Consider the following 23,001-nt stretch of genomic DNA (forward strand, 5'->3'; position numbering starts at 1 on the left):
CACGGAATCCGAGCCTAGAATCGGGGCCCGTGAGCCTCGAGGACGTCCAAGCGCTGGCCGTGCTGCGCGACGCCTTCTCCCCGGACGGCGCGGGCCACTCAGGCTTCCAGTCAGGCTTCCAGGGTGACTCCGGTGAGCTCGTGCACCGCTTCTACACCCAGTGGTTCGCCCTCGACACCTCGGTGCGCGATCTTTTCCCACCCGAAATGAGCGCCCAGCGCACCGCTTTCGGCCACGCCCTGCACTGGGTGTACGGCGAACTGGTCGCGCGGCGCGCGCAGGAGCCGGTGGCGTTTTTGGCCCAGCTCGGGCGGGACCATCGCAAATACGGTGTGCTGCCGCACCATTACGACACCCTGGGGCGTGCGTTGCTGGCGACGCTGCGCTCCCATCTGGGGGCGGCGTGGACCGGTGCCGTCGACGACGCGGCCAGGCAGTCGCTGAACCTGATCACCGGGGTGATGAGCGGCGCCGCGGACGCCGAGGAGGGACCCGCCTGGTGGGACGGGACCGTCATCGAGCACCTGAGGGTGTCGCGCGATCTGGCGGTCGTCCGGCTGCAGCTCGATCAGCCGATGCATTACCACCCCGGCCAGTACGTCAACGCCCATGTGCCGCAATGCCCGCGGCGCTGGCGCTATCTGAGCCCCGCCATTCCCGCCGATCCCGGCGGCGGGATCGAGTTCCACGTGCGATTGGTGCCCGGCGGCCTGGTGAGCACCGCGATCGTCAACGAAACCCGGCCGGGCGACCGGTGGCGGCTGTCGAGCCCGCACGGCGGCCTGGGCATCGACCGGGAGGGCGGCGACGTGCTGATGGTCGCCGGCAGCACGGGTCTGGCCCCGCTGCGGGCGCTCATCATGGACCTGTCCCGCTACGCGGTGAACCCGCGCATACATCTGTTCTTCGGCGCGCGCTACCGCTGTGAGCTCTACGACCTGCCCACGTTGTGGCAGGTCGCCTCGCACAATCCGTGGCTGTCGGTCTCGCCGGTCTCGGAGTACAGCGCCGACCCCGCCTGGGCCGCCGACTATCCCGACGCCACCCCGCCGCGCGGCTTGCACGTGCACCAGATCGGCCGGCTGCCCGACGTGGTGACCAAGTACGGCGGCTGGGGCGATCGGCAGATCCTGATCTGCGGCGGGCCGGCGATGGTCAGCGCCACCAAGTCCGCCCTGCTCGCCAAAGGTGCCCCGCCCGAACGCATTCAGCACGATCCGCTCTGGAGGTAGCCATGCACGTCGTCACCCTGCGCGATCCTTCGTCGCCGCTGGTTGCCCGGTTCGTCCCCGGCGCCGGGATGATCGGCACGTCGCTGCGCGACGGCGACGTGGAGTTGCTCGGCCAACGCCGCGGCCTGGCCGCCTACATCAGCGACGGCAAGACGATGGGGATCCCGATCCTGTATCCGTGGGCAAACCGGTTGGGCGAGAGCACCTATACCGCGCAGGGCGCGACGGTGGACCTGACGCCGGGCGACAACGGAGTGCGCGCCGACCCCAACGGGCTGCCCATCCACGGCGTGCTGGCCGCCTATCCCGGCTGGCGGGTGACGGACGAGACCGCCAACGAGCTGACCGCGCAGGTGGATTTCGGCGCCGATCCCCAACTGCTGGCCAGCTTCCCGTACCCGCACGTGCTCACAGTGACCGCGCGGCTGGCCGACCGGGCCCTGACGGTGCGGACCACCGTCGCCGCCACCGCCGCCTCGGCGGTGCCACTGTGTTTCGGCTTTCACCCCTACCTGCAGCTCCCGGGTGTCCCCCGCGGCGACTGGATCATCGAGACACCGACGCTGCGGCACCTGGCTCTCGACGACAGGGGGCTGCCCACCGGCGATTCCGAGCCGCAGCCGGCGCTCGAAGAGACGTTGGGCGACAAGACCTTTGACGACGCCTTCGACCAGGTGGACGACGGCGCGGTGTTCGCGGTGTCCGGGGGTGGACGGCGCATCGAGGTGCATTTCGAGCGGGGCTATCCGGCGGCGCAGATCTTCGCACCACCGGTCGACGACCCCGACAAGGCCATCGTCTGCTTCGAGCCGATGGCCGCACCGACGGATGCGCTGCGCCGCGGCGGGTACCGCTGTGCTTCGCCGGGCGAGCCGGCGGTGACGCAGTTTTCGATCCGGGTATAGAGATTCAGCATGCGCGACCCTGCTCACCCCTCGATCGCGCGGATGGTCGAGCAGTTCCAAATGGTGATGTCGCTGCTCGATCAACAGGTTCGACGGATGCAGACGGCATCGTTCGTCGTCAGCGATGAGACAGAGACCATCGAGGTGACAATGAACGGCCACCTGCGTCTCACCGGACTGGTCATCGATCCTGGAATCTTTAGCCTTGGGGCTCAGGAAGTGAGCAGGAGGATCAACGAAGCGCTCGTGGCGGCAAGAGATTTCGTGAATGAGTGGGTCGAGGAAGACGTCTGCGAATTGGAAGACAGGGTCGTTGACGCGCTGATGGAGTTGCGAGATCTACCGCCACCGACCTAGTGCTTATGCGGCCCAGACGCGGCGGTCTTCCCGGTGGGCCGATGGCGATTCCAGCGCGCAGTGGCCGTCGGCGCCAAGGCGGTAGGGAAATATCAGCCCGATGGCTACGCCCTCGCGATGCTCGGCGGTGACTTCAATACCGTCCTGCTTCTGCTCCGGCAACGTCACGTTCACCGCCACGACGGCTGCCCGCAGGGAGGCTTTCACCTCGGCGATGGCCCTCCACTGGGCGGCAAGCTGATCGACAACCTGCAGATCCCCACCACGCGGGTAGTTCGGCGTAATGGCCTGAAGCTGACCGTGAGTGGATACGGCGAACGCGAACGGTAGGAACTCACCGGCGGCCTTTACTCGCTCGACCGCGAATGCCACTGCGGCGTCGACAAGACCGTCGAGGTCGGCTTGCGCCTGCTCGGTCACTGTGTCGCGCCAACCCACGGGTCGAGAGTAGCCTGCTCGCATGGGGGCCAACGAGCTGCGGGTCTACTGCACCCAGCTAGCCCACGCATCTGAAGCGACCACGGGCGCCGCAAATGAGATCGACAGCATGCGGCGCTCACTGGCAATGCAGATGGATAGTCTGGCACGGACCTGGACCGGCCAAGCCGCAGCGGCATATTTGAACGTGTGGGCCGACATCGATGACGAATGCGGCGCCATGCTCACGGACTTGCGCTGGATCGGCGAATCGTTATCCGCCGCTGCCGCGGCGTACGCGCAGATGGAAGACGTCGGCGCCAACGCATTTCGCGCGATCGAACCGCCGGCACGGGGGCAGTAGACCGTGGCCCGACGGACCGTCAACGAGGACCAGTTGGTAGATGCGGCCGACGCGATGCGTCAATTCTGTTTGGTGATGAAGGAGCGTCTCGCCGAGGTAGCCGCAGATTTGAAGGGTTTGCAGCGGACGTGGGAGGGGGTGGCCTTCGACGCCTTTCTAGAACGGGTGCAGCAGTGGCAGCGCTGGGCGGACGAGACCGGCGAGCTGGTTTTTGACATGCATCTCAACGCGCACGTCGCTCACCACAACTACGTTCACAACGCCGAAATCAATAGCGCAATGTGGGGCGGCTAGCGGCCGGCCGATTCGTCGGACTATTCGGCGGGCCGTATTCCGGCGGGATGACCGTCACACGGAAGGCACTTGGAAACGGATCCGCCACCGATGCGAGTTGACCCCTATCTACGGGCTCGTCGGTGGGAGCGTAGAGCGCCCCCTCGGGGTAAAAGGTGGTTTTGTCGAGCGGCAGGAACTCGCGCACCAACGGGAGGTAATCGTTGCCCAGCCAAGTCCACCATATGGGGTGGGCCGGCAGCCCCAGGATCCCGTCGGCACCGCGCAACGAACCGCTGACGTCCTGATCAGAGCTGGGGGGCCCAGCCAGCTTGTGATTGCGGAGCACCTCGCCGGTAGCGAGCACGCTTCCGCGCCGACGGGCGTAATCGATGAAGAAGCGCCGTACGGCGTTTCGCCACGGCGGGTCGTCCAGCGGCGCGGCCACCATCCGCAAATGGTCCACGGAGATGCCGCCCCATTCGTTCGAGTACAGTCCCCCCTCCAGGCAGGGCAGCGTCGCGCTGAACCATGCCACGTCCGAATAAGTCGCGATGAATTGGTCGTCGCCGTCCCGATCGAGGCGATACCGAAGCGGATACACATTCCCAAACCGGCGCGGAAGCGCTTCGGGCAGCAGCTTTCTGGCGAGTTCTAGCCACAGCTTCGCCGCGTCCGCTGCCGCCAATGGCGAATACCAATGCAGATCCAGGACGCGGATCAGTTCCCCATTGGCGGGCCGGCTCGTCCGGCGGGCCCCCCGGACACCGAGGATGTCCTCGGTCTGTTCATCGATTGCCACGCCCCCCGCGGCGATGGCCAACGCTTTGGCGAACCGTCGCGCTGGCCGGACCTCGGCGGGATTGCTCCCTTCGACACTGACCTGCCAACTGGTAGTTGGCTCAAGGACGTACGGCACGACGTCGTCGGGTACATCCTGGGGGTCGATCTCGTGCGGTCCGAACACGGTGAATGCGTACTGTCCATGCTCGCCCCGCAGGACCGTTACCTCGCGCTCCCCGCTGTCCCCCACCGACAAGCCGGGGACGGACTCGACGACCGTTTCCAGCTCCTCATCGTCGAGATTGCTGGCCGCATAGACTGACAGGTCGTAGGACATGGCGTCGGGGCTCCTCGTCGGGCGCAATCATGAAATCCCAGGCTGCCATAGAATCGGTTCGCTGGCGTGAGAGTGGGGCGGGCGGGCCGTGACGGACGTTGATCCTGAGTTGTTCTACGACGCGGCCGCTGCCTATAAGGAGAACAGCGACCACGCCGCCGCCGCGTTACGCAAACTGGCCAGCGTCGGCGCCGCCAACGCTGCCGGGACGCACGGGGTCGGTCCCGAATGGGCGACCGCGTACGACACCGCGGCCGACGAGGTCGGTCAGGTCGCCTTCCGGTTGGTCAACGTGTTCGACAACCTGGGGAGCCTGCTGCGCCAAGATGGCATCAACCACGACGAGACCGAACAGGCCTCCACGCTGAATCAGCGCGACGCCTACGGAGCGCCGATCACACCTCCGGGTCAATCGACGGGGACATTCATCGACGCGGCGGTCGACATCGGTTCCGTTGCCGGAGGCGGTGATCCGGAGCCGCCGCATTGGGATTTGGTACGGGGTCAGATCACCGATGGGTGGCCCGACGGGCACGCCGACCGATTGCAGGCAGCCGCGGCGGCGTGGGAGAGCTTCGGCCACGACCTGGTCCGCATCGACGATCAGCCTGGGCCGGAGGAACAGCGACTCATCGTCGACGTGGAGGCGGCTGAAATCGCCTTCGTCGTCGACCGACTCAACGAAGCGCGCGGCGTGAGCACCGATATTGCCGGCGCAGCTGGCGACCTGTCACGCGCATCCAAGGATTACGGCGACAAGCTCAAGTCGGTCAAGGAGGACATGGCCTTCGTCGTGCACTGTCTCGACATGATCGTCAAGATCCTCGACGGTTACCCGCCCGCGCTGCACCTGATTTCCGATGCGATCAAGCGAACGTTCATCGCGACGGCGGTCACTCAGATCAACGGACTCAACGCCTCGCTGCGCGTCACGGCCACGGCGTCGATGAAGGACCTCGGGTCGGCGGCCGCCGCGATGGGCCCCGCGCTGCCTGCGGTCAAGACGCTTCTCACGCTGGTGCCGCGGCGGGTAAACCCGACGCCGACTCAACGGGTCAACGACAACCGTCGCAAAGGCCGGCGCGCCGAGCAGATCGCGGGAATCGATCAGGGGGCGAAACAGCAGATCCAGGTGACCGACCCGGTCACCGGCGCGCAGCGAACCCGCATACCAGACGAAATCGACAGAGATGCCCGCCTGGTGCGCGAGGTCAAAAACGTGCAGAAGCTGGACGCCACCCAGCAGATACGTGACATGGCCCAGTGGGCTCGAGACAACGGATACAAATTTGTCATTGTCGTGGACAAAGGCCGCACCGACTACATGGGATTTATAGAAACCATGAAACAAAAGTATGGGTTGGATGTTGAGATCGACGCGAGCAGGAACCTGTCATGACGGCATACGGAGACGACCCCAAGACATGGCCGGAATATCGGCAAGCAATGAAGCGCGATTTGGATGCTGTAGGCATCACCGAAGACACCGTGTGGCAACTAGTCAATTCACGCAATGACTATCCGCAGGCAGTCCCGATCATGGTGGATTGGTTGCAACACCTCGACGGACGTGTTCCATCCGGCGAACCGCGCCGGGCGATGCGAGCCGGCTTGATCCGCAACCTGATCACAAAGTATGCGAAAGGCAACCGCGCCGCGATCGATATCCTGTTCCATCAGTTCGAGATCGAACCACCGCTGAGCAACGAGGAGCTCGAGGCTGCCGGCTTTGCGCTAGCCGAAATCTGCGAGCGCTCCGACTTCCCGCGTATCGCCGCCCTGATCCGCTCCGAGCGAGACTTCCCCACCAAATCGGTGCTGGTGCAATGGCTCGGCCAGATCAAAACCGACGAAGCCAAAGAGCTTGCCGTCAGCCAACTCTCCAAGCCGGCAACACGAATCCCCGCGATGCGCGCCCTGGTCCGCCAAAAAGCATCCGGCGTCCGCGACGCGGTCGCCAAATACCTCAACGACGAACACGAAATCTTCCGCAAGGAAGCACGCAAAACCCTCGACAAACTTCCCGAGGATTAACGCCCCCTGCGCGGCTGCCACACCACCAGCGCGGTGCTCTTGGGCACCACCGCCACATCGCGGCGCTGGCTGACGCGCGTCTGCGCCAACTCCTCGCTCAACTCCTTGATCCGCGCCTGCAGCGCCTCGACCTGATTGGTCAGCTCGATGATGCGCTTGATCCCGGCGAGGTTGACCCCCTCGTCCTGCGAGAGCCGTTGCACCTCTCGCAGGAGGTCGACGTCGTGCTCCGAATAGCGGCGTCCCCCACCGGAAGTGCGGCGCGGGCTGACCAGGCCGAGCCGGTCGTAGGTGCGCAGCGTTTGGGCGTGCATGCCGGCCAGTTCGGCGGCGACCGAGATCAGGAAGGTCCGCGCATCGTTTTCCCTAGAGTTCCTCGAGCCCTTGGCCATCATCGATTACCCGCCCATCCGGCTCGTGGGTCAAACCCACTGGAGCGCTCGGCGGCCGCGTACGCCTCCAGCGCCTCCTGGGCCGCCCCCTCCAGATTCGGTGGGACGGCGACCTTTACGGTGACCAGCAGGTCGCCGTTGCCGCCGCTGCGCTTGGGCACACCGCGTCCGCGCACCCGCAGGATGCGACCGTCGGAGGTGCCCTTGGGCACCCGAACGCCGACCTTGCCGTCCAGCGTTGGCACCGAAATCGTTGAGCCCAAGGCTAATTCGGTGAAGCTGACGGGAACCGTCACGGTCAGGTCGTCGCCGTCGCGGCCGAACACCTTGTCCGGGCGCACATGCACCGTCACGTACAGGTCGCCCGACGGCGCGCCGCGCAGACCGGCTTCACCTTGGCCGGGCAGCCGGATGCGCTGACCGTCCTCGACGCCCGGCGGGATCCGCACGTTGATCGTGCGCGTGCGGGTGGTGACCCCGGTGCCCTTGCACTCCTCGCAGGGGTGCTCGATGATCGAGCCGCTGCCCCGGCAATCGGTGCAGGGCTCGGAGAAACCGAACGCGCCCTGGTTGCGGTTGATCACGCCGGAGCCGTTGCAGGTGGGGCACACCTTCGGGCTGGTGCCCGGCCGCGCCCCGCTGCCATGGCAGTTGGTGCACGGCGCCGGGCTGGTCAGCCGCAGCGGCATCGCCACGCCCTTGGCCGCCTCGACGAAATCCAGCTGGGTTTCGGTCTCGAGGTCGTTGCCGCGGCGCGGCCGGCTGGGACGGGCGCTCGAGCCGCGTCCGAACAACCCGCCGAACAGGTCGCCGATGTTGGTGCCGCCGCTGCGGCCGGCGGCATCGAACAAATCGTTGAGGTTGAACTCCGCCCCGTCAGAGCCAAAGCCACCGACGTTGAAGCCGCCGGTATCGAACCGCCGCCCGCCAAAACCGCCGCCGGCGAACAGCCTTCGGGTTTCGTCGTATTCCTTGCGCTTGGCCGGATCGGAGAGCACGTTGTGCGCCTCCGACACCGCTTTGAATCGTTCACCGGCGGCGGGATTGTCCGGGTTGGCGTCCGGGTGCAGATCGCGCGCCAGTTTGCGGTAGGCGCGCTTGATCTCTTCGGGACTGGCGTCAGAGGAGACGCCCAGCTCCTTATAGAAGTCTTTTTCGACCCATTCACGCTGGGCCATGTCGCGTCACCCCCTCACCTTTCTTGTTTTGTTGTGCTGATTGTCTGTTCTAGTCACCGGATGTGCCGGCGTTATCGTCCGATTCGACCGGCCCGGTCTCGTCGGCCTCACCAGCAGATGCCGATTCGTCCCCGTCGTCATCGACAGTGTCGACGACGCCGACCATGGCGTGGCGCAGGATTTGATCGCCGAGCTTGTAGCCCTGCCGCATGACGGTGCCGATCACCGGGCGGGAGCCGTCGCCCTCGTGCTGCACGGCTTCGTGCAGCACCGGGTCGAAGTCCTCGCCCTCCTCGCCGAACGCCGTCAGACCGAGCCCGGTCAGCGCGCCTTCCAGCTTGTCGGCCACCGCCTTCAGCGGACCCGACTCGAGGTCGCCGTGCTTGCGCGCCCGGTCGAGATCGTCGAGCACGCCCAGCAATTGGTTCACGACGGCGGCCTTGGCCCGGTCCGCCGCGGCCTGCTGGTCGCGCAGCGCCCGCTTGCGGTAGTTGGCGAAGTCGGCCTGCACGCGTTGCAGGTCGGCGGTCAGCTCGGCGAGTTTGCCCTCGCCCTGGACCGCCGCCTCGGCGGCCGGCTCCGGCCCTCCCGGCGTATCGCCGGGAGGAGCCTGCCGTACTTCGCCGGTCTCAGGATCGATTCGCCGCTTGTCGGTGACGGTCACCTGTTCGGATGGATTGCCTTCTGTCACTTGGACTCCCGGTCATCGTCGACCACCTCCGCGTCCACGACGTCGTCAGCGGAGCCCGCCGGCCCGCCGGTCGCGTCGGCCTGCTCGCCCGAGGCCTGGGTGGCCTCGTAGATCGCCTGCCCGAGCGCCTGCGACTCCTGGCCCAGCTTCTCCATCGCGGACTTGATCGCGGTGATGTCGGTGCCGCCCAGGGCCGTCTTGGCCTCGGCGATCGCGGCGTCGACCTTGGACAGCGTGTCCTCGGGGACCTTCGACCCGCCGGATTCGGACGCTGCACCCCTTTGTTCAGCGACGAACTTCTCCGTCTGGTAGACCAGCGATTCCGCCTGGTTGCGGACGTCGGCCTCCTCGCGGCGCTGGCGGTCCTCCTCGGCGTGTGCCTCGGCGTCCTTGATCATCCGGTCGATCTCCTCCTTGGACAGGCCGGAGCCCTCCTGGATTTTGATCGTGTTCTCCTTGCCGGTGCCCTTGTCCTTGGCCGTGACGTGCACGATGCCGTTGGCGTCGATGTCGAAGGTGACCTCGATCTGCGGGACTCCGCGCGGCGCCGGCGGGATGCCGGTCAGCTCGAAGGAGCCGAGCAGCTTGTTGTGCGAGGCGATTTCGCGCTCACCCTGGTAGACCTGGATCTGCACCGACGGCTGGTTGTCGTCGGCCGTGGTGAAGGTCTCCGACCGCTTGGTCGGGATCGTGGTGTTGCGCTCGATGAGCTTGGTCATCACGCCACCCTTGGTCTCGATACCCAAGCTCAGCGGCGTAACATCAAGCAGCAGAACGTCTTTCACCTCACCCTTGAGGACACCCGCCTGCAGCGCGGCACCCACGGCAACAACCTCGTCGGGGTTGACGCCCTTGTTGGGCTCCTTGCCGCCGGTGAGCTCCTTGACCAGCTCGGTCACCGCGGGCATGCGGGTGGAACCACCCACCAGGACCACGTGGTCGATCTCGGAGACCGAGATGCCGGCGTCCTTGATCACGGACTGGAAGGGCTGGCGCGTGCGGTCCAGCAGATCCTGTGTGATGCGCTGGAATTCGGCGCGCGTGAGCTGCTCGTCGAGGAACAGCGGGTTCTTGTCCGCGTCGACGGTGATGTAGGGCAGGTTGATCGAGGTGCTCTGCGAACTCGACAGCTCGATCTTGGCCTTCTCCGCGGCCTCACGCAGCCGCTGCATCGCCATCTTGTCCTTGGTCAGGTCAATTCCGCTGGTGCCCTTGAACTTGTCGACGAGCCACTCGACGACGCGGTCGTCCCAGTCGTCCCCACCGAGGTGGTTGTCACCGCTGGTGGCGCGGACCTCGACCACACCCTCACCGATCTCGAGCAACGACACGTCGAACGTGCCGCCACCGAGGTCGAAGACCAGGATGGTCTGTTCCTTCTCGCCCTTGTCCAGGCCGTAGGCCAGCGCGGCGGCGGTCGGCTCGTTGACGATGCGCAGGACGTTCAGGCCGGCGATCTGGCCGGCTTCCTTGGTGGCCTGACGCTGGGCGTCGTTGAAGTACGCCGGCACGGTGACGACCGCGTCGGTGACGTCTTCACCCAGGTACGCCTCGGCGTCGCGCTTCAGCTTCATCAGCACGCGCGCGCTGATCTCCTGGGCGGTGTATTTCTTGTCATCGATCTCGATGGACCAGTCGGTGCCCATGTGCCGCTTCACCGAACGGATGGTGCGGTCGACGTTGGTGACCGCCTGGTTCTTGGCGGGCTGGCCGACGAGCACCTCGCCGTTGCGCGCGAACGCGACGATGGACGGGGTGGTCCGCGATCCCTCGGAGTTGGCGACGACGACGGGGTCACCGCCCTCGAGGACTGCGACGACGGAGTTGGTGGTCCCGAGGTCGATACCGACCGCACGAGCCATAGTGATTCCTCCTGATTGTGTAGAGCTTGTTTGGTGCCACTATGCTGAGTGAACCCCGCTCAAGCCTGCCCCTAGGGGCGTTCGGCTGTCAACCTAGTCTTGAGTCTGGTTCACTCAACTTGTCGATCATGTTAACGGCCCGCGGTCCCGTGTTGTTCCCGGGGGCAGCAGTGGCGGAGCATCGTCGCCCCGTGAGTCGGTCACGCGGCGATAAAACTTCACCATCGGCGCCGCATCGATAGGCACTCGAGTGCAGCGACTGTCGCCGGGGGGTGAGTAACCTGAGTGCCGCCATTCGAATCGTCTGGGGAGCGGCGGGTGCGGTTATCGGATAATGCGCGGCGGAGTCTGGCCGGTGGTTCGTTGCTGCTTGTAGCCCTGTTCGCCGGTCCCGGGCTGGTGTCCGGCTGCAGCTCAGTCATCGGCGGCCGGCCGGTGGCGTCGCCCGGGGCGGGCGCAGGCGAACCGTCGTTCCCCACGCCTCGATCCACGCCGTCGCCGCCGTCGGCCACCGCCGCTCCGGCCCCAACGGCTCCGGCCGCCCCGACCGGCCCCACGAATCCGGCCGGCGCCATTCCGCTGCCGCCCGACCAGAACGGCTACGTCTTCATCGAGACCAAATCCGGCGTGACCCGCTGCCAGATCAACAAGGACACCGTCGGCTGCGAGGCGCCCTTCACCAACTCCCCGCTGCAGGACGGTGAGCACGCCAACGGCGTCAGCATCACCACCGCCGGCAAGGTGCAGTGGGTGCTGGGCAACCTGGGGGCCATCCCGACCGTCAGGATCGACTACCAGACCTACGCCGCCCAGGGCTGGACGATCATCGCCAACGCCGATGGCACCCGTTTCACCAACGACCAGACCAAGCACGGCATGTTCGTCAGCATCGAGAAGGTCAACACCTTCTAGGGGCAGTACCCTTGTCGGCAGCGTGGCGGGGGGATATCGGTCTGCCGCGTTGTGTCACCGCCCAGTCACCGGTGCTCGCTCAGGCCCGGCCTAACCAAGAAGCCCTCACGACTCCATGCAACTCCGCTACATCAGCATCGCGGCGCTGATCGCCGAAGCCGGCGGTGATCCATGGGCAGTCAATCAGAGCCTGCAGGCCGGTAGCCCGTTTCAGATATCTCAGCTCGCGGAGGCCTTTCTCAAAGCCGGCCGATGCACCGCCGAGGCCACCAATGCGTTCGACCAGGCCCGTAGCCGCTTCGACGCTGCCTGGAACCACCAAAACGGGGACCATCCGATCACTGGGTCCGACGAAGTGCAGCGAGTCACGAAAACCCTTGGGGCGCAGTCCTTGCAGCTGCCCAAGATCGCTGCAGACCTGGAGAACATCGCCGCCAACCTGGCCGAGGCGCAAAAGGCCGCGGCCGGACAGATCACGGCGCTGGAAGGTCAGTTGCAGCAGCTGGACGGCTTCATCGGCCAAGCGGTGGAGTTGGAAAAGGACCCCACCCTCACCGCGGAAGATCGACATGCCCTCGACGCGTTCATCAGTGGACGCGAAGACGACGCGATCCGCGACACCAAAGCCGCGCTGGGCCAGCTGCAATCGACCCGGGACGGCTACGCCAACTCGTTTCAGAACGCGATGGGGACCCTGCACGCGGACGGATACGACCTCACGCCTGCCCCTGCAGGACCCGCCCCGGCGCCGGCCGACCAACCCGGCGGCGGACCCGCTTTGTCCCCGACGAAGGGCGAGGTGCTGACCGGGGCCGCGGGCGCGATCGCCGGTGGCACCGCCGACGGTGTGAGTGGGGCGACGACCAGGTTGATCGCCGAGTCCCCCGGTACGGGGCCCGGCAAGGCCGATCCGGGATTGTTGCGGTGGTTCGAGGATCCGAAGATCGGCGGCTTCGAGCTGAAAGGATTCTCCCGTGTCGCCCGGGTGGTTGGTGCGGCCAGCGCGGTACCCGCTGCCATGTCCGATATCCACGACGGGAACTCGGTGCCAGAGGCCGTCACGCGGGAGGGTGTCGGAACTGCATTCGGGCTCTACGCGGGCGCGGCGGCTGGAGGATTTGCCGCGGATATGGCAGCTGGTGCAGCGATCGGGTCGGTCGTCCCAGGAGCAGGGACGGCGATTGGTCTGGTGGTGGGCGCAGTCGTGGGAGCGGGCGCTGCCTTCGGGGCATCCAAAGCGGTTGAAGTGGCCTGGCAGCCGGTCGCGAATGCCGTCGGTAGCGCGGTGCACGGCGTGGAATCGATCTTCGGTTTCGGGTAGGGGCATGTTCGATGCGATTCGATGAGTTCGTGCAGACCAGCGACATTGTGGTATCTCCGGTCGAGCGGTTTGTCGGTTTTGTCGTGGAAGTGGGGGTGCCCTCGGGCTGGGAACCCTTCGACTCGGCTTTCGGTGCTCGTGTGTGGGCCTGTCGCAACGACCCGTGCATCAACGTGTTCGGTGCTAACGCGGTGTTGACGATGCATAAAGTGGCGGCCCCACTGGATGCGAGGGAGGCGTTCGCGATGCTGGCCGAGCAGCAGTTGCAGTCGGCGCCGGGATCTCACGAGGTGCGCCGCGAACTTGGCCCCGCCGGTGAATGTGTTGGAGTTCAAGGATTGCTCGCGATGCAGATTGCCCACGAGCTCGGCACCATCGACAGCGTCTCACGATCGCGGATCATCACGGAAGGACAGGAGACGCTGATCGCGCAACTCACGATGACCGCACTACATGAATCACCTGTAAAACAGGCGAATATCTGGCTGTCTGTCCGAATGGGTCCCGCGCCGGCAGGTCCGGCTTCGGACAATCACCCCCGTAAAGCTCCCGCAACCACGACACGAGACGGTCACTGATGGCGAACGGTGAGAACAGCGCCCGGTGGGGACGGATACTGCGCTACACCTTCGGCGGCACGTTGTGCCTCTTGACTGTGGTGGCAGCGCGGGCGGGACTGCAGTGGTACTTGTCTGTGGTGGTGCTCTGCGGAGCGATCTTAATCGCCCTCGGCAGGCGCCGAATCTTCCGGGCGGGTATCACCCGGACGTACGACGAGATTATGTGTCACTACGTCCCCTGGTATGAGGGAAACGCGTACTTCCTGAATGTGTTGCTCCCGCTGATGGGAGTCGCCATGCTTGCCGCATCCAACGATTCGGGCAACCCTGCGTGGCTTCGGTTCGGCGGGATCATCCTGCTGGTTCTGACGCCACTCTTCGTGTTCAGCGCCGTGCGCATGTGGCGTCGGTGCCTGTTGCGTATTTCCCCGTCGGTTTTGACCGTGCGTTTGGCTGGACCCAAGGACGAGTTGACCGAAATCCGGCGTGAGTGTGTTGTGTCGATCGAGCCCAAGATCGTCCCAAATGGCGTGAGCGGGCAATCGCTGCAAGTCGCAATCACCTACCGTGCAACGGATTTGAGCGGCGATGCCAAGACTCTGCTCCTGGGCCTGCAGTTGAGTGTCCAGCCGATTAACCTGCTTAACGCACTTGTGGCCTGGAAAGACGGCGCTCACGAATACCCGAGCGAGCTACTCAATCGGGTCGAAGCGATTCTCCGGGGCCACTCCACCGTCGGTGTGTAACCGTGTCACGCGCGACGCATCGGCGCAGAATGCTCGCCACGATCGACGGCGCGTCACAGTCACGGATCATCACAGCTGTACAGGAGACCCGTAATCGCAACTCAAGACGGTCACTGATGGCCGACCGCGCGGCGAAAGGCCGACGCGTGCCGAAACTGCGCTACGCCGTCGGTGGTGCCCTATGCCTGTTGGCGGTCATCAATGTGCTGGTTGGATCGGCTTGGTATCTGCCTGTGGGCGCTGCTGCGTGCGGTGTCGGCATCATTTATGGAAGCGGCCGCCGAATCTTTGGCGCTGGGGTCAGTCGCACCGGGGACGCGATCGTCTGCCGCTACATTCCTTGGTACGAGGGAAACACATACGTTTTCGGCACTTTTTTTCCGCTGATGAGTGCCGTCGCTATCGCCGCAGGATGTGCTCCCGGTAATCCGGCTTGGCTGTGGTACAGCGGGATCGTCCTGCTCGCGATTTTTGCCTTGCTGGTGGTAGTTGCCATTTGGATTTGGCGGCGATCACTTCTTCGTATCACACCGTCGGTGCTGACCGTGCGAATAGCAGAGCGCGGCAGCGAGTTGACCGACATCCGGCGCGAGCACGTCCGTTCGATCGAGCCCAAGCTCGTCTCGAACGCGGCGGCTGGTACCGAGCGGTTGCAGGTCGAAATCGCCTACCAGCCCGCTGATGTCAGCAACGAGACGACCTCGACGGTGATGCTCGGGATGTATCTGAGTGTTCAGCCGATCAACCTGCTCCACGCCCTCGTCGCCTGGAAAGACGGCGCCCACGAACACCCGAGCGAGCTGCTGGATCGGATCGAACGGATCCTGCGAGGCCATTCAACGGCTGGCGTGTGACCGCGTTGCACAGCAGCCCGAAACAACCTGCCCCACAACTGAATTCGTCAGCGGGAGAAGTCTGAAGGCCGAAATTTCCCCTCCGCCAGCTTCTTTTCGATTTCCTCCAGGCTTTTACCGGTGAGGTCGGGCATGCGGAAGAACACGAAGATCCACGCCGCCACGTTGAACAGCGCGTAGAGCCACATCGAGGGGCCGGGCCCGATCGCATTGATGAGTGACAGCAGCGTCAGCGTGATGAGCAGGTTGGTCCCCCACAGCGTCGCCGAATGCACTGCGGTGCCCTCCGGGCGCACCGCCAGCGGATAGGTCTCCGAGCCGGTCAGCCATCCCATCAGCTGCAGGCCGCCCGCGTTGAACACCATGAAGGCGATCAGGCAGATCATGATCTGGGCAATCACATCGTGACCGCTGTCGGCGGTGACGAAGAGCAGGCCGAGCGCGAACAGGCTGATCGCCGCACCCGGCACCATGATGAGGGTGAGCCGGCGCCGACCGACCCGGTCGATGATGGCCAACCCGACCAATTGGGCGATCACGTACGTCGCACCCAACGCCAGCGACACCTGCAGAGCCACGGACCTGTACACGCCGCTGTCGGTCAATATGGTCGGCGCGTAGTAGATGATCATCTCGATGCCGCTGAGCTGGGTGAACACCGCAATGCCACAACCCAGGACCAGGGCCGGGCGCACCCAGGCGTCGCGCAGCCCACTCCACCCGCGGGTGCTGGCCTGGCTTTCCATGCGCGCGAGTTCGGTCGCTTCGTCCAGCTCGGCGCCCACGTCGTAGCCGTCGGGCCGGACCCGCTCCAACACGGCTCGTGCGGCGTTTCGATCGCCTCGCTTGACCAGCCAGCGCGGGCTTTCCGGGAGGCGCAGCAACAGCCACAGCATGATCGCGGCCGGTACGCACGCGATGCCGGTCGGCCCCCGCCAGGAGACCGAGTCGGAGATCCCGACGAGGTTAGCGACCAGGATGCCCACCCCGATGGCAATTTGGAAGCACAGGACCAACCGCCCCCGGTAGGCCGTCGGCGAGAGCTCGGCGACATACATCGGTGCGGTCTGCGTCGCCCCGCCGACCGCGAAGCCCAGGACCAGCCTTCCCAGCGACAACACAACGACATCCGGCGCGTCGGCACACCACAGCGCGCCGACGATGAACACCACCGCCAGCATCAACAGCGTGCCGCGCCGGCCGAACCGATCGGAAAGCCAGCTGCACGACAATGCCCCGATGATGGCGCCGAGCAGGATGCTGCCGGCGACCACCTGTTTCCAGGCCGCGCTGATGTTGAACTCATCGGTGAGCTGCAATAGGGCCCAGGAGATGACACCGGTGTTGTAGCCGTAGAGCAGGCCCGAGATCGCCGAGACGAGCGCGATGACGACCACGGCGCTCGTCAGTTGCTTTCCCACCTCAGTGCCGGCGCCGACGGCGCTCTGTGACGCATCCTCGTGAGTCGCATCTGTGCAGTTGGCCGGGTCGGTCCCATTGCGTAACTCCGCCATGCGATACCGCTGACTCGCCACGGTCGGAGCGTCATCGCCGGCCTCTGACCACCATTCGCGGTCTGCCCAATCGTCTGCGACCACTAGCAGCGCCGATCGTCGTAGCGGAGATGACGAACCCGGTGCTGATCGGCGGACCGGCCGGACATCGTCATCGTCTCCCTACCCTGCACTCGGATTTCATGCTCGCTCGCCGCGGCGTCAGGGCCCCGATGCCATAACGAGCGTCGCTGCTGTGACTCGGGTGCATGTGGCACGCCGGCGCGGTCAAGGTATTCGCGTATCCAGCGACTCCGCTCGGCGTACTCGCTGGTCTACTCAGGCCCGGCAGCGCCGCGCCTGGTGCGGTCTTGCCGCTCGACTTCCGTAGCGATTCGGACAAAGACCCTGTCACGAATTTTCTTATAAGTCAAAGATGGCGTGACTGTCGAATTCGACTGTACGACAACAGCATTCGGCTAGAATGGGGTAGCGGATGTGTTGAGCGCCACAGTCTAGCGGCGGTAAGTTCCAAAACCCTGAGTGCGCCCTTCTATGACCGACGAGATCAGCCCTCGAATTAACCGCACGCACCGAACACGCCCGTCCTCCTGAGTCAAGCGATCGACACTCTTAGGGGCTGGCATCAGCAGACTGGCAGGTGCGGTCAGTACCATCGGTCCCGTGGCATCCAACGGTCCACGCGATGACTTCCACAACCGGCCGACTCAGCATGCCGATTTCGGCGTGAGCGAGCCCCCGACCGGTGAAGTCCCGCCGCCGAACTTCCCGCCCGCGCCGCCCCACGGGTTCGAGCAACCCCACGGCGTCGACCCGTTCGACCAGGAACCCGAGCCGACGCCCTGGTATCGCAAGCCCGCGATGCTCATCGCCTGGCTGATCTCCGTCGTCATCCTGATCGGCCTGATCGTGTTCGGCATCATCGAACTCATCAACGGCGACCAGACCGTCAACCACGCCCCTAAGTCGACGACCAGCACGACGAGCTCCACCACGACAACAACGACGCCGACGACCACGGCGACCACCACCGAGCCCAGCAGTAGCGCCGAAGAACAGCCGCCGGCCCAGCAGCCGACGCAGCAGAAGCCCACCGGACAACAAACGCAGCAGCCCACGCATCACCACCATCTGCCGCAGCTGCCGCCGGTGATCACCATCCCGCAGGTGCCGACGGTCATCACGGTGCCGCCGGGCCTGCGTTAAGAGTCGACGCCAGGCCGATCACCCTCGGCGACGCGGCGCCGCGGCGCCCCTAGACTCGCTGGGATCCACGGGACAACGGACACAGGGGTGCGGACATGAGCCAGTCGCTCGGGCTATCGATCGGGGTGGCCAACCTGGTGGCGGCCCGCGCCGGCAGCGCTCCGGTCACCCGCAGCTCGGTGCTGACCCTATTCGAGCACCGTCCCACCGAAGTTGGCCTGCCGGAAGAGAACCCGAACCTGACCACACCCGGCCTGGTGCTGCGCGGGTTCGTCGAGCGGGTCGGCGACCGGGCTCCGCTGGTGGCGGCCGACGGCACCAAGTACCTCGGCGCGGCGCTGACGGTCGAGGCGATCGAGGCGATGGCCCGCACGGTCGGTTACGGGACACCGATCAGCATCGCGGTGCCCGCCTACTGGTCCGACGAACAGTTCGCGGCGCTGCGCGAGGAGTTCTTCGCCCAATCCGACCTCGCGCGCGGTGGGGTCGCGCCGATGCTGGTTTCCGACGCCACGGCCGCGGTCGCGGCCCTGCGCGGCACGCCGGGATTTCCGGCCGACGGTGTCGTTGCGCTGTGCGACTTCGGCGCCGGCGGCACCACCGTCACGGCGCTGGACGCCCACGCCGGCTTTGCGCCCGTCGGCCCGGCCGTGCGGCACACGGATTTCTCCGGCGAGGCGATCGATCAACTCATCGTCGATCACCTGCTGGCCTCCGATGTCAGCACGGCCGTCCTGGGCGGCAGCGCGCGGATGGGATCACAGACGCGCCTGCTCGCCGCCTGCCGGCGCGCCAAGGAGCAACTGTCGACGGCCGCGGTGAGCACCGTCGCGGGGGCGACCGGGGAGGCCGCACAACTGACCCGCACCGAGTTCGAGCAACTGATCTCCCCGCCGCTGGACCGGTTCATCGCCTCTCTGCAAGACACGTTGCAGCGCAACGGGATTGCGAACGCCAACCTGCGCGCGGTGGCGATCGCCGGCGGCGGCGCGAGCATTCCGCTGATCGCCGAGCGGTTGTCGCAGCGCTTCGGGGTTCCGGTCCGCAGCGCGGGGCAGCCGGCGTCGCTGGCCGCGCTCGGCGCGGCGGCACTCGGTGCGCAGTACGCGGCGGGGGGCGCTGAAACCGCCGCGGCCGCCGCCGTGGAGACACCGACCGAAATGGTCGGCACCGCGGGGCTCGGCGTGACCCAGGCCGCGTGGGCCGCCCAGGCCACCGATGTGGATGACGCCCTGGCATGGTCACAAGACGCCGACTCCGACGAACCGGTGCCCTACACCGGTCGCGACGCCACCGGCGAATACGCCAGTGAGGCAAGGGAATTCGAGTACCCCGCGCAGGGTGGCCTGCCCTGGTACAAGCGCACGGCGCTGGTGTTGACCGTCGCCGGAGCGGTGGTGGCGGTGCTGGTGGCCGTGGTCCTGGCCATCGGCCTGTTGATGACGAAGTCCACCCCGGCCCCGCCGAAGTCGCCGTCCAGTCCACCGCCATCGCCGCAGACGGTGACCATCACCGGACCGAACGACAGCACCACCGTCACCGTGGTTCCGGCCCCGCCGCCGTCCAGCGAAGCGCCGGCCACCACGACCACTACGACACCGCCCCCGCAGCCGTCGACAACGACAACGACGACGCCCCCGCCGACCACCACGACGACCACCACCGCGCCGCCCACCACGACGTCGCAGGCGACCACCACGTCCGCGGCGCCGACAACGACCACGCGGGTACGTCCCCTGCCGCCGATCTTCCAGCCCCCATTCGGGCGCTGAGGCGAACGATTGCGTCCGGGCCCGGAAAAGGGCGCCGGAAAAGGGTCATTGAACGAAATTTGGTGGCGCTGGTCACTCCGACAAACGTCACATGAGGCGAGTGGGTATCAACTAGCAGGCCAGAGGCGTCGGCGAACTCCCAAGTTAGGGCAGCCTTTCTCGCGCCGAAAGCCACGAAGATGTAACTATGAGCGGGGCTTAAGCAGGCAAATAAAGCACAGGCCGAATTATCTATGCATTGGGGAGACCTTCTGTGACAACGCAGATGCTCATCAGGCTGGTCGTGGGCATGGGCATGACGCTGGTCGTGGCCGCGCTCGCCGCACGACGGGTCCTGTGGCTGTTCAAGCTGATCACGTCCGGCAAGCCGTCCCCGGGACACACCGACGAACCCGGCAAGCGAATCTGGGCCGAGCTATCCGAGGTGTTCGGGCAGCGCAAGCTGTTGAAGTGGTCGATCCCCGGCCTCGCGCACTTCTTCACCATGTGGGGCTTCTTCATCCTGCTCACGGTGTACATCGAGGCCTACGGTCTGCTCTTCCAGGACAACTTCCACATCCCGTTCATCGGGCGGTGGGACGCGCTGGGCTTCCTGCAGGACTTCTTCGCCACCGCCGTCTTCCTGGGCATCGTCACCTTCGCCATCATCCGGCTGATGCGCAGCCCGAAGGAGATCGGCCGCTCGTCACGGTTCTACGGCTCCCACACCGGCGGCGCCTGGCTCGTGCTGTTCATGATCTTCAACGTCGTGTTCACCTACGTGTTCGTGCGTGGTGCCGCGGTCAACAACGGCACGCTGCCCTACGGCAACGGCGCTTTCCTGTCGCAGCTGTTCGGCGTCATCCTGCGTCCGCTGGGCCAGCCCGCCAACGAGATCATCGAAACGACGGCCCTGCTGCTGCACATCGCGGTCATGCTGGCGTTCCTGATCATCGTGCTGCACTCCAAGCACATGCACATCTTCACGGCGCCGATCAACGTCATCTTCAAGCGGCTGCCCGACGGGCTCGGTCCGCTGCTGCCGCTGGAATACGACGGCAAGCCGATCGACTTCGAAAACCCGCCCGACGACGCGACATTCGGGCGGGGCAAGGTCGAGGACTTCAGCTGGAAGGCCATGCTGGACTTCGCCACGTGTACCGAATGTGGGCGCTGCCAGTCGCAGTGCCCGGCGTGGAACACCGGCAAGCCGCTCTCGCCCAAGCTCGTCATCATGGACCTGCGCGACCACTGGATGGCCAAGGCGCCCTACATCCTGGGTGATAAGGAGAGCCCGCTCGAGAGCACGCCCGCGGGCGGACTCGGTGAGGAACTGTCCGGCGAGGAGCACGCCGAGGCCCACCACGTCCCCGAGTCGGGCTTCGGCCGCATCATGGGTTCCGGCCCGGAGCAGGCCACCCGGCCGCTGGTCGGCACCGAGGAACAGGGCGGTGTCATCGACCCCGACGTGCTGTGGTCGTGCGTGTCCTGCGGCGCCTGCGTCGAGCAGTGCCCGGTGGACATCGAGCATGTCGATCACATCATCGACATGCGCCGCTACCAGGTGATGATGGAGTCCGAGTTCCCCTCGGAACTGTCGGTGCTGTTCAAGAACCTGGAAACCAAGGGCAACCCGTGGGGCCAGAACGCGTCGGACCGCACGAACTGGATCGACGAGGTCGACTTCGACGTGCCGGTCTACGGCGAGGACGTCGAGAGCTTCGACGGCTACGAGTACCTGTTCTGGGTGGGCTGCGCCGGCGCGTATGACGACAAGGCCAAGAAGACCACCAAGGCCGTCGCCGAGCTGCTGGCCATTGCCGGGGTGAAGTTCCTGGTGCTGGGCACCGGCGAGTCCTGCAACGGCGACTCCGCGCGCCGCTCCGGCAACGAGTTCCTGTTCCAGCAACTGGCGCAGCAGGCCGTCGAGACCCTGGACGGGGTGTTCGAGGGCGTCGAGACGGTCGACCGCAAGATCGTGGTGACCTGCCCGCACTGCTTCAACACCCTGGGCCGCGAGTACCGCCAGCTCGGCGCGAACTACTCGGTGTTGCACCACACCCAGCTGCTCAACCGGCTGACCCGGGACAACAAGCTGGTGCCGGTGACCCCGGTGTCGCAAAACATCACCTACCACGACCCTTGCTACCTCGGCCGGCACAACAAGGTCTACGAGGCGCCGCGTGAGCTGATCGGGACCTCCGGGGCGAACCTGACCGAGATGCCGCGGCACGCCGAGCGCAGCTTCTGCTGCGGCGCCGGCGGCGCGCGGATGTGGATGGAAGAGCACATCGGCAAGCGGATCAACCACGAACGCGTCGACGAGGCGCTGGCCACCGGGGCCACCACCATCGCCACCGCCTGCCCGTTCTGCCGGGTGATGGTCACCGACGGCGTCAACGACCGGCAGGAGGAGGCCGGGCGCAGCGGCGTCGAGGTGCTCGACGTCGCCCAGATCCTGCTCGCCTCCCTCGAGTACGACAAGGCGACGCTGCCCGAAAAGGGCACGGCCGCCAAGGAAGCCGAGAAGCGGGCGGCCCAGCAGGCCGCGGCGGCGCCCAAGGCCGCGACGGCGACGGCGACCGCTCCCGCCGAGGAGGCCGAGGAGGCACCCGCCGAGGCGGCCCCGAAAGCTGAAACCGCGGCCGCCGCGCCCGCCGCACCCGTCAAGGGACTGGGGATCGCCGGCAGCGCCAAGAAGCCCGGCGCCAAGAAGGCCGCACCGGCCGCCGAAGGCAAGGCTGAGGCGGCGGCACCCGCCGCGCCCGTCAAGGGGCTGGGCATCGCCGGCAGCGCCAAGAAGCCCGGCGCCAAGAAAGCCGCACCGGCCACAGAAGGCAGCGCAGCCAAGGCCGAAGCGGCGGCCCCGGAAGCCGAGGCACCGGCGGCGCCGGTGAAGGGCCTGGGCCTGGCCGCGGGCGCCAAGCGACCCGGTGCGAAGAAGGCTGCGCCGGCCAAGGCCGAGGCTCCTGCCGCCGAGGCTCCGAAGGCCGAGGCGGGACCGGAAGCCAAGGCGGAGGCACCCAAGGCGCCCGCCGCGCCGGTGAAGGGCCTGGGCATCGCCGCGGGCGCCAAGCGACCCGGCGCCAAGAAGGCGGCCCCGAAGGCGGAGGAACCCAAGGCAGAGGCCCCCAAGGCCGAGGCTGAGCCCGCCGAACAGGCCGAGGCTTCCCAGCCCGCGGCCGAGCCGGCACCGAAGGCGGAGCCGGCAAAGCAGACCGACGGCGACGACACACCGCCTCAGCCGCCGGTGAAAGGGCTGGGCATCGCCCGCGGGGCGCGTCCGCCGGGCAAGCGCTGACCTGGGATTTT

The 23,001-nt window shown here is 66.3% G+C and carries 22 protein-coding genes; 15 read left to right on the top strand and 7 right to left on the bottom strand.

Annotation, left to right across the window (positions count from 1 at the left end; genetic code table 11):
- The first annotated feature begins 29 nt into the window (after positions 1-29).
- Genes ACZ50Z_RS19995 through ACZ50Z_RS20005 form a run of 3 tightly spaced genes read left to right on the top strand, consistent with a single transcriptional unit; the run spans position 30 to position 2,494 of the window.
- On the top strand, positions 30-1,232 hold the full coding sequence (locus tag ACZ50Z_RS19995) for an FAD-binding oxidoreductase (RefSeq protein WP_464485091.1): 1,203 nt from the start codon (positions 30-32) through the stop codon (positions 1,230-1,232).
- Between the two features lie 2 nt (positions 1,233-1,234).
- Positions 1,235-2,137 (top strand): aldose 1-epimerase, encoded by a 903-nt coding sequence (locus ACZ50Z_RS20000; RefSeq protein WP_464485092.1) that lies wholly within the window; start codon positions 1,235-1,237, stop codon positions 2,135-2,137.
- A gap of 9 nt (positions 2,138-2,146) precedes the next feature.
- Positions 2,147-2,494, top strand: coding sequence for a YbaB/EbfC family nucleoid-associated protein (locus tag ACZ50Z_RS20005; protein ID WP_464485093.1), 348 nt, complete (start codon positions 2,147-2,149; stop codon positions 2,492-2,494).
- A 3-nt stretch (positions 2,495-2,497) separates the two neighbouring features.
- Here ACZ50Z_RS20005 and ACZ50Z_RS20010 read toward each other — a convergent pair whose 3' ends face one another.
- Positions 2,498-2,932 (bottom strand): hypothetical protein, encoded by a 435-nt coding sequence (locus tag ACZ50Z_RS20010; protein ID WP_464485094.1) that lies wholly within the window; start codon positions 2,930-2,932, stop codon positions 2,498-2,500.
- Between the two features lie 22 nt (positions 2,933-2,954).
- Here ACZ50Z_RS20010 and ACZ50Z_RS20015 point away from each other — a divergent pair, with 22 nt between their 5' ends.
- Both ACZ50Z_RS20015 and ACZ50Z_RS20020 read left to right on the top strand, forming a co-directional pair.
- The gene (locus tag ACZ50Z_RS20015; RefSeq protein WP_464485095.1) at positions 2,955-3,275 is read left to right on the top strand and encodes a WXG100 family type VII secretion target; all 321 of its coding nucleotides are present in this window, start codon (positions 2,955-2,957) and stop codon (positions 3,273-3,275) included.
- 3 nt (positions 3,276-3,278) lie between these two features.
- Positions 3,279-3,569, top strand: coding sequence for a WXG100 family type VII secretion target (locus ACZ50Z_RS20020; protein ID WP_225324444.1), 291 nt, complete (start codon positions 3,279-3,281; stop codon positions 3,567-3,569).
- On the opposite strand, the gene ACZ50Z_RS20025 is transcribed toward ACZ50Z_RS20020, so the two are convergent.
- The gene (locus ACZ50Z_RS20025) at positions 3,544-4,668 is read right to left on the bottom strand and encodes a hypothetical protein (RefSeq protein ID WP_464485096.1); all 1,125 of its coding nucleotides are present in this window, start codon (positions 4,666-4,668) and stop codon (positions 3,544-3,546) included. The two genes, ACZ50Z_RS20020 and ACZ50Z_RS20025, sit on opposite strands and share 26 nt — an antisense overlap.
- Positions 4,669-4,756: 88 nt before the next feature.
- On the opposite strand from ACZ50Z_RS20025, the gene ACZ50Z_RS20030 reads away from it, so the two are divergent.
- Together ACZ50Z_RS20030 and ACZ50Z_RS20035 are read left to right on the top strand one after the other, a co-directional pair.
- A complete protein-coding gene (locus tag ACZ50Z_RS20030; RefSeq protein WP_464485097.1) occupies positions 4,757-6,067 on the top strand; it encodes a putative toxin in 1,311 nt (436 codons plus the stop codon).
- Entirely contained in the window at positions 6,064-6,702 is a 639-nt protein-coding gene (locus ACZ50Z_RS20035; RefSeq protein ID WP_464485098.1) for a HEAT repeat domain-containing protein, read from the top strand. The genes ACZ50Z_RS20030 and ACZ50Z_RS20035 overlap by 4 nt, the downstream gene beginning before the upstream one ends.
- Here the strand turns inward: ACZ50Z_RS20035 and ACZ50Z_RS20040 are convergent.
- Genes ACZ50Z_RS20040 through dnaK form a run of 4 tightly spaced genes read right to left on the bottom strand, consistent with a single transcriptional unit; the run spans position 6,699 to position 10,825 of the window.
- On the bottom strand, positions 6,699-7,094 hold the full coding sequence (locus ACZ50Z_RS20040) for a heat shock protein transcriptional repressor HspR (protein WP_464485099.1): 396 nt from the start codon (positions 7,092-7,094) through the stop codon (positions 6,699-6,701). The genes ACZ50Z_RS20035 and ACZ50Z_RS20040 overlap by 4 nt on opposite strands.
- Positions 7,094-8,272, bottom strand: coding sequence for a molecular chaperone DnaJ (gene dnaJ / locus ACZ50Z_RS20045; protein ID WP_464485100.1), 1,179 nt, complete (start codon positions 8,270-8,272; stop codon positions 7,094-7,096). Before dnaJ ends, ACZ50Z_RS20040 begins: the two co-directional genes overlap by 1 nt.
- Before the next feature lie 49 nt (positions 8,273-8,321).
- Positions 8,322-8,963: a nucleotide exchange factor GrpE gene (grpE, locus tag ACZ50Z_RS20050; RefSeq protein WP_464485101.1), complete on the bottom strand. Its 642-nt coding sequence runs from the start codon at positions 8,961-8,963 to the stop codon at positions 8,322-8,324.
- Positions 8,960-10,825, bottom strand: a complete 1,866-nt coding sequence (gene dnaK, locus ACZ50Z_RS20055; RefSeq protein WP_464485102.1) for a molecular chaperone DnaK — start codon at positions 10,823-10,825, stop codon at positions 8,960-8,962. Before dnaK ends, grpE begins: the two co-directional genes overlap by 4 nt.
- Before the next feature lie 318 nt (positions 10,826-11,143).
- On the opposite strand from dnaK, the gene ACZ50Z_RS20060 reads away from it, so the two are divergent.
- The 5 genes from ACZ50Z_RS20060 (at position 11,144) to ACZ50Z_RS20080 (ending at position 15,218) form a co-directional block, all read left to right on the top strand.
- Entirely contained in the window at positions 11,144-11,737 is a 594-nt protein-coding gene (locus tag ACZ50Z_RS20060) for a hypothetical protein (protein WP_464485103.1), read from the top strand.
- A gap of 115 nt (positions 11,738-11,852) precedes the next feature.
- Positions 11,853-13,058 (top strand): putative alpha/beta hydrolase, encoded by a 1,206-nt coding sequence (locus ACZ50Z_RS20065; RefSeq protein ID WP_464485104.1) that lies wholly within the window; start codon positions 11,853-11,855, stop codon positions 13,056-13,058.
- An 11-nt stretch (positions 13,059-13,069) separates the two neighbouring features.
- Positions 13,070-13,636, top strand: coding sequence for a hypothetical protein (locus tag ACZ50Z_RS20070; RefSeq protein WP_464485105.1), 567 nt, complete (start codon positions 13,070-13,072; stop codon positions 13,634-13,636).
- Positions 13,636-14,364, top strand: a complete 729-nt coding sequence (locus ACZ50Z_RS20075) for a hypothetical protein (protein WP_464485106.1) — start codon at positions 13,636-13,638, stop codon at positions 14,362-14,364. The genes ACZ50Z_RS20070 and ACZ50Z_RS20075 overlap by 1 nt, the downstream gene beginning before the upstream one ends.
- A gap of 116 nt (positions 14,365-14,480) precedes the next feature.
- The gene (locus tag ACZ50Z_RS20080; protein WP_464485107.1) at positions 14,481-15,218 is read left to right on the top strand and encodes a hypothetical protein; all 738 of its coding nucleotides are present in this window, start codon (positions 14,481-14,483) and stop codon (positions 15,216-15,218) included.
- Positions 15,219-15,265: 47 nt separating this feature from the next.
- Here ACZ50Z_RS20080 and ACZ50Z_RS20085 read toward each other — a convergent pair whose 3' ends face one another.
- A complete protein-coding gene (locus ACZ50Z_RS20085) occupies positions 15,266-16,615 on the bottom strand; it encodes a sugar porter family MFS transporter (protein ID WP_464486327.1) in 1,350 nt (449 codons plus the stop codon).
- A 780-nt stretch (positions 16,616-17,395) separates the two neighbouring features.
- On the opposite strand from ACZ50Z_RS20085, the gene ACZ50Z_RS20090 reads away from it, so the two are divergent.
- The 3 genes from ACZ50Z_RS20090 (at position 17,396) to ACZ50Z_RS20100 (ending at position 22,990) form a co-directional block, all read left to right on the top strand.
- Positions 17,396-17,938, top strand: coding sequence for a hypothetical protein (locus tag ACZ50Z_RS20090; protein WP_464485108.1), 543 nt, complete (start codon positions 17,396-17,398; stop codon positions 17,936-17,938).
- 95 nt (positions 17,939-18,033) lie between these two features.
- Entirely contained in the window at positions 18,034-19,710 is a 1,677-nt protein-coding gene (locus ACZ50Z_RS20095; RefSeq protein WP_464485109.1) for an Hsp70 family protein, read from the top strand.
- A gap of 253 nt (positions 19,711-19,963) precedes the next feature.
- Positions 19,964-22,990, top strand: coding sequence for a (Fe-S)-binding protein (locus ACZ50Z_RS20100; RefSeq protein WP_464485110.1), 3,027 nt, complete (start codon positions 19,964-19,966; stop codon positions 22,988-22,990).
- Positions 22,991-23,001: the final 11 nt, after the last annotated feature.

This window comes from Mycobacterium sp. NTMscope_MAC_269 (assembly GCF_976985695.1).

Coding starts and splice junctions, on each gene's coding strand:
- ACZ50Z_RS20065 (WP_464485104.1), top strand. CDS start 11,853: ATGCAACTCCGCTACATCAGCATCGCGGCGCTGATCGCCGAAGCCGGC.
- ACZ50Z_RS20095 (WP_464485109.1), top strand. CDS start 18,034: ATGAGCCAGTCGCTCGGGCTATCGATCGGGGTGGCCAACCTGGTGGCG.
- dnaK (WP_464485102.1), bottom strand. CDS start 10,825: ATGGCTCGTGCGGTCGGTATCGACCTCGGGACCACCAACTCCGTCGTC.
- ACZ50Z_RS20080 (WP_464485107.1), top strand. CDS start 14,481: ATGGCCGACCGCGCGGCGAAAGGCCGACGCGTGCCGAAACTGCGCTAC.
- ACZ50Z_RS20040 (WP_464485099.1), bottom strand. CDS start 7,094: ATGGCCAAGGGCTCGAGGAACTCTAGGGAAAACGATGCGCGGACCTTC.
- dnaJ (WP_464485100.1), bottom strand. CDS start 8,272: ATGGCCCAGCGTGAATGGGTCGAAAAAGACTTCTATAAGGAGCTGGGC.
- ACZ50Z_RS20000 (WP_464485092.1), top strand. CDS start 1,235: ATGCACGTCGTCACCCTGCGCGATCCTTCGTCGCCGCTGGTTGCCCGG.
- ACZ50Z_RS20015 (WP_464485095.1), top strand. CDS start 2,955: ATGGGGGCCAACGAGCTGCGGGTCTACTGCACCCAGCTAGCCCACGCA.
- ACZ50Z_RS20025 (WP_464485096.1), bottom strand. CDS start 4,668: ATGTCCTACGACCTGTCAGTCTATGCGGCCAGCAATCTCGACGATGAG.
- ACZ50Z_RS20035 (WP_464485098.1), top strand. CDS start 6,064: ATGACGGCATACGGAGACGACCCCAAGACATGGCCGGAATATCGGCAA.
- ACZ50Z_RS20070 (WP_464485105.1), top strand. CDS start 13,070: ATGCGATTCGATGAGTTCGTGCAGACCAGCGACATTGTGGTATCTCCG.
- ACZ50Z_RS20075 (WP_464485106.1), top strand. CDS start 13,636: ATGGCGAACGGTGAGAACAGCGCCCGGTGGGGACGGATACTGCGCTAC.
- ACZ50Z_RS20005 (WP_464485093.1), top strand. CDS start 2,147: ATGCGCGACCCTGCTCACCCCTCGATCGCGCGGATGGTCGAGCAGTTC.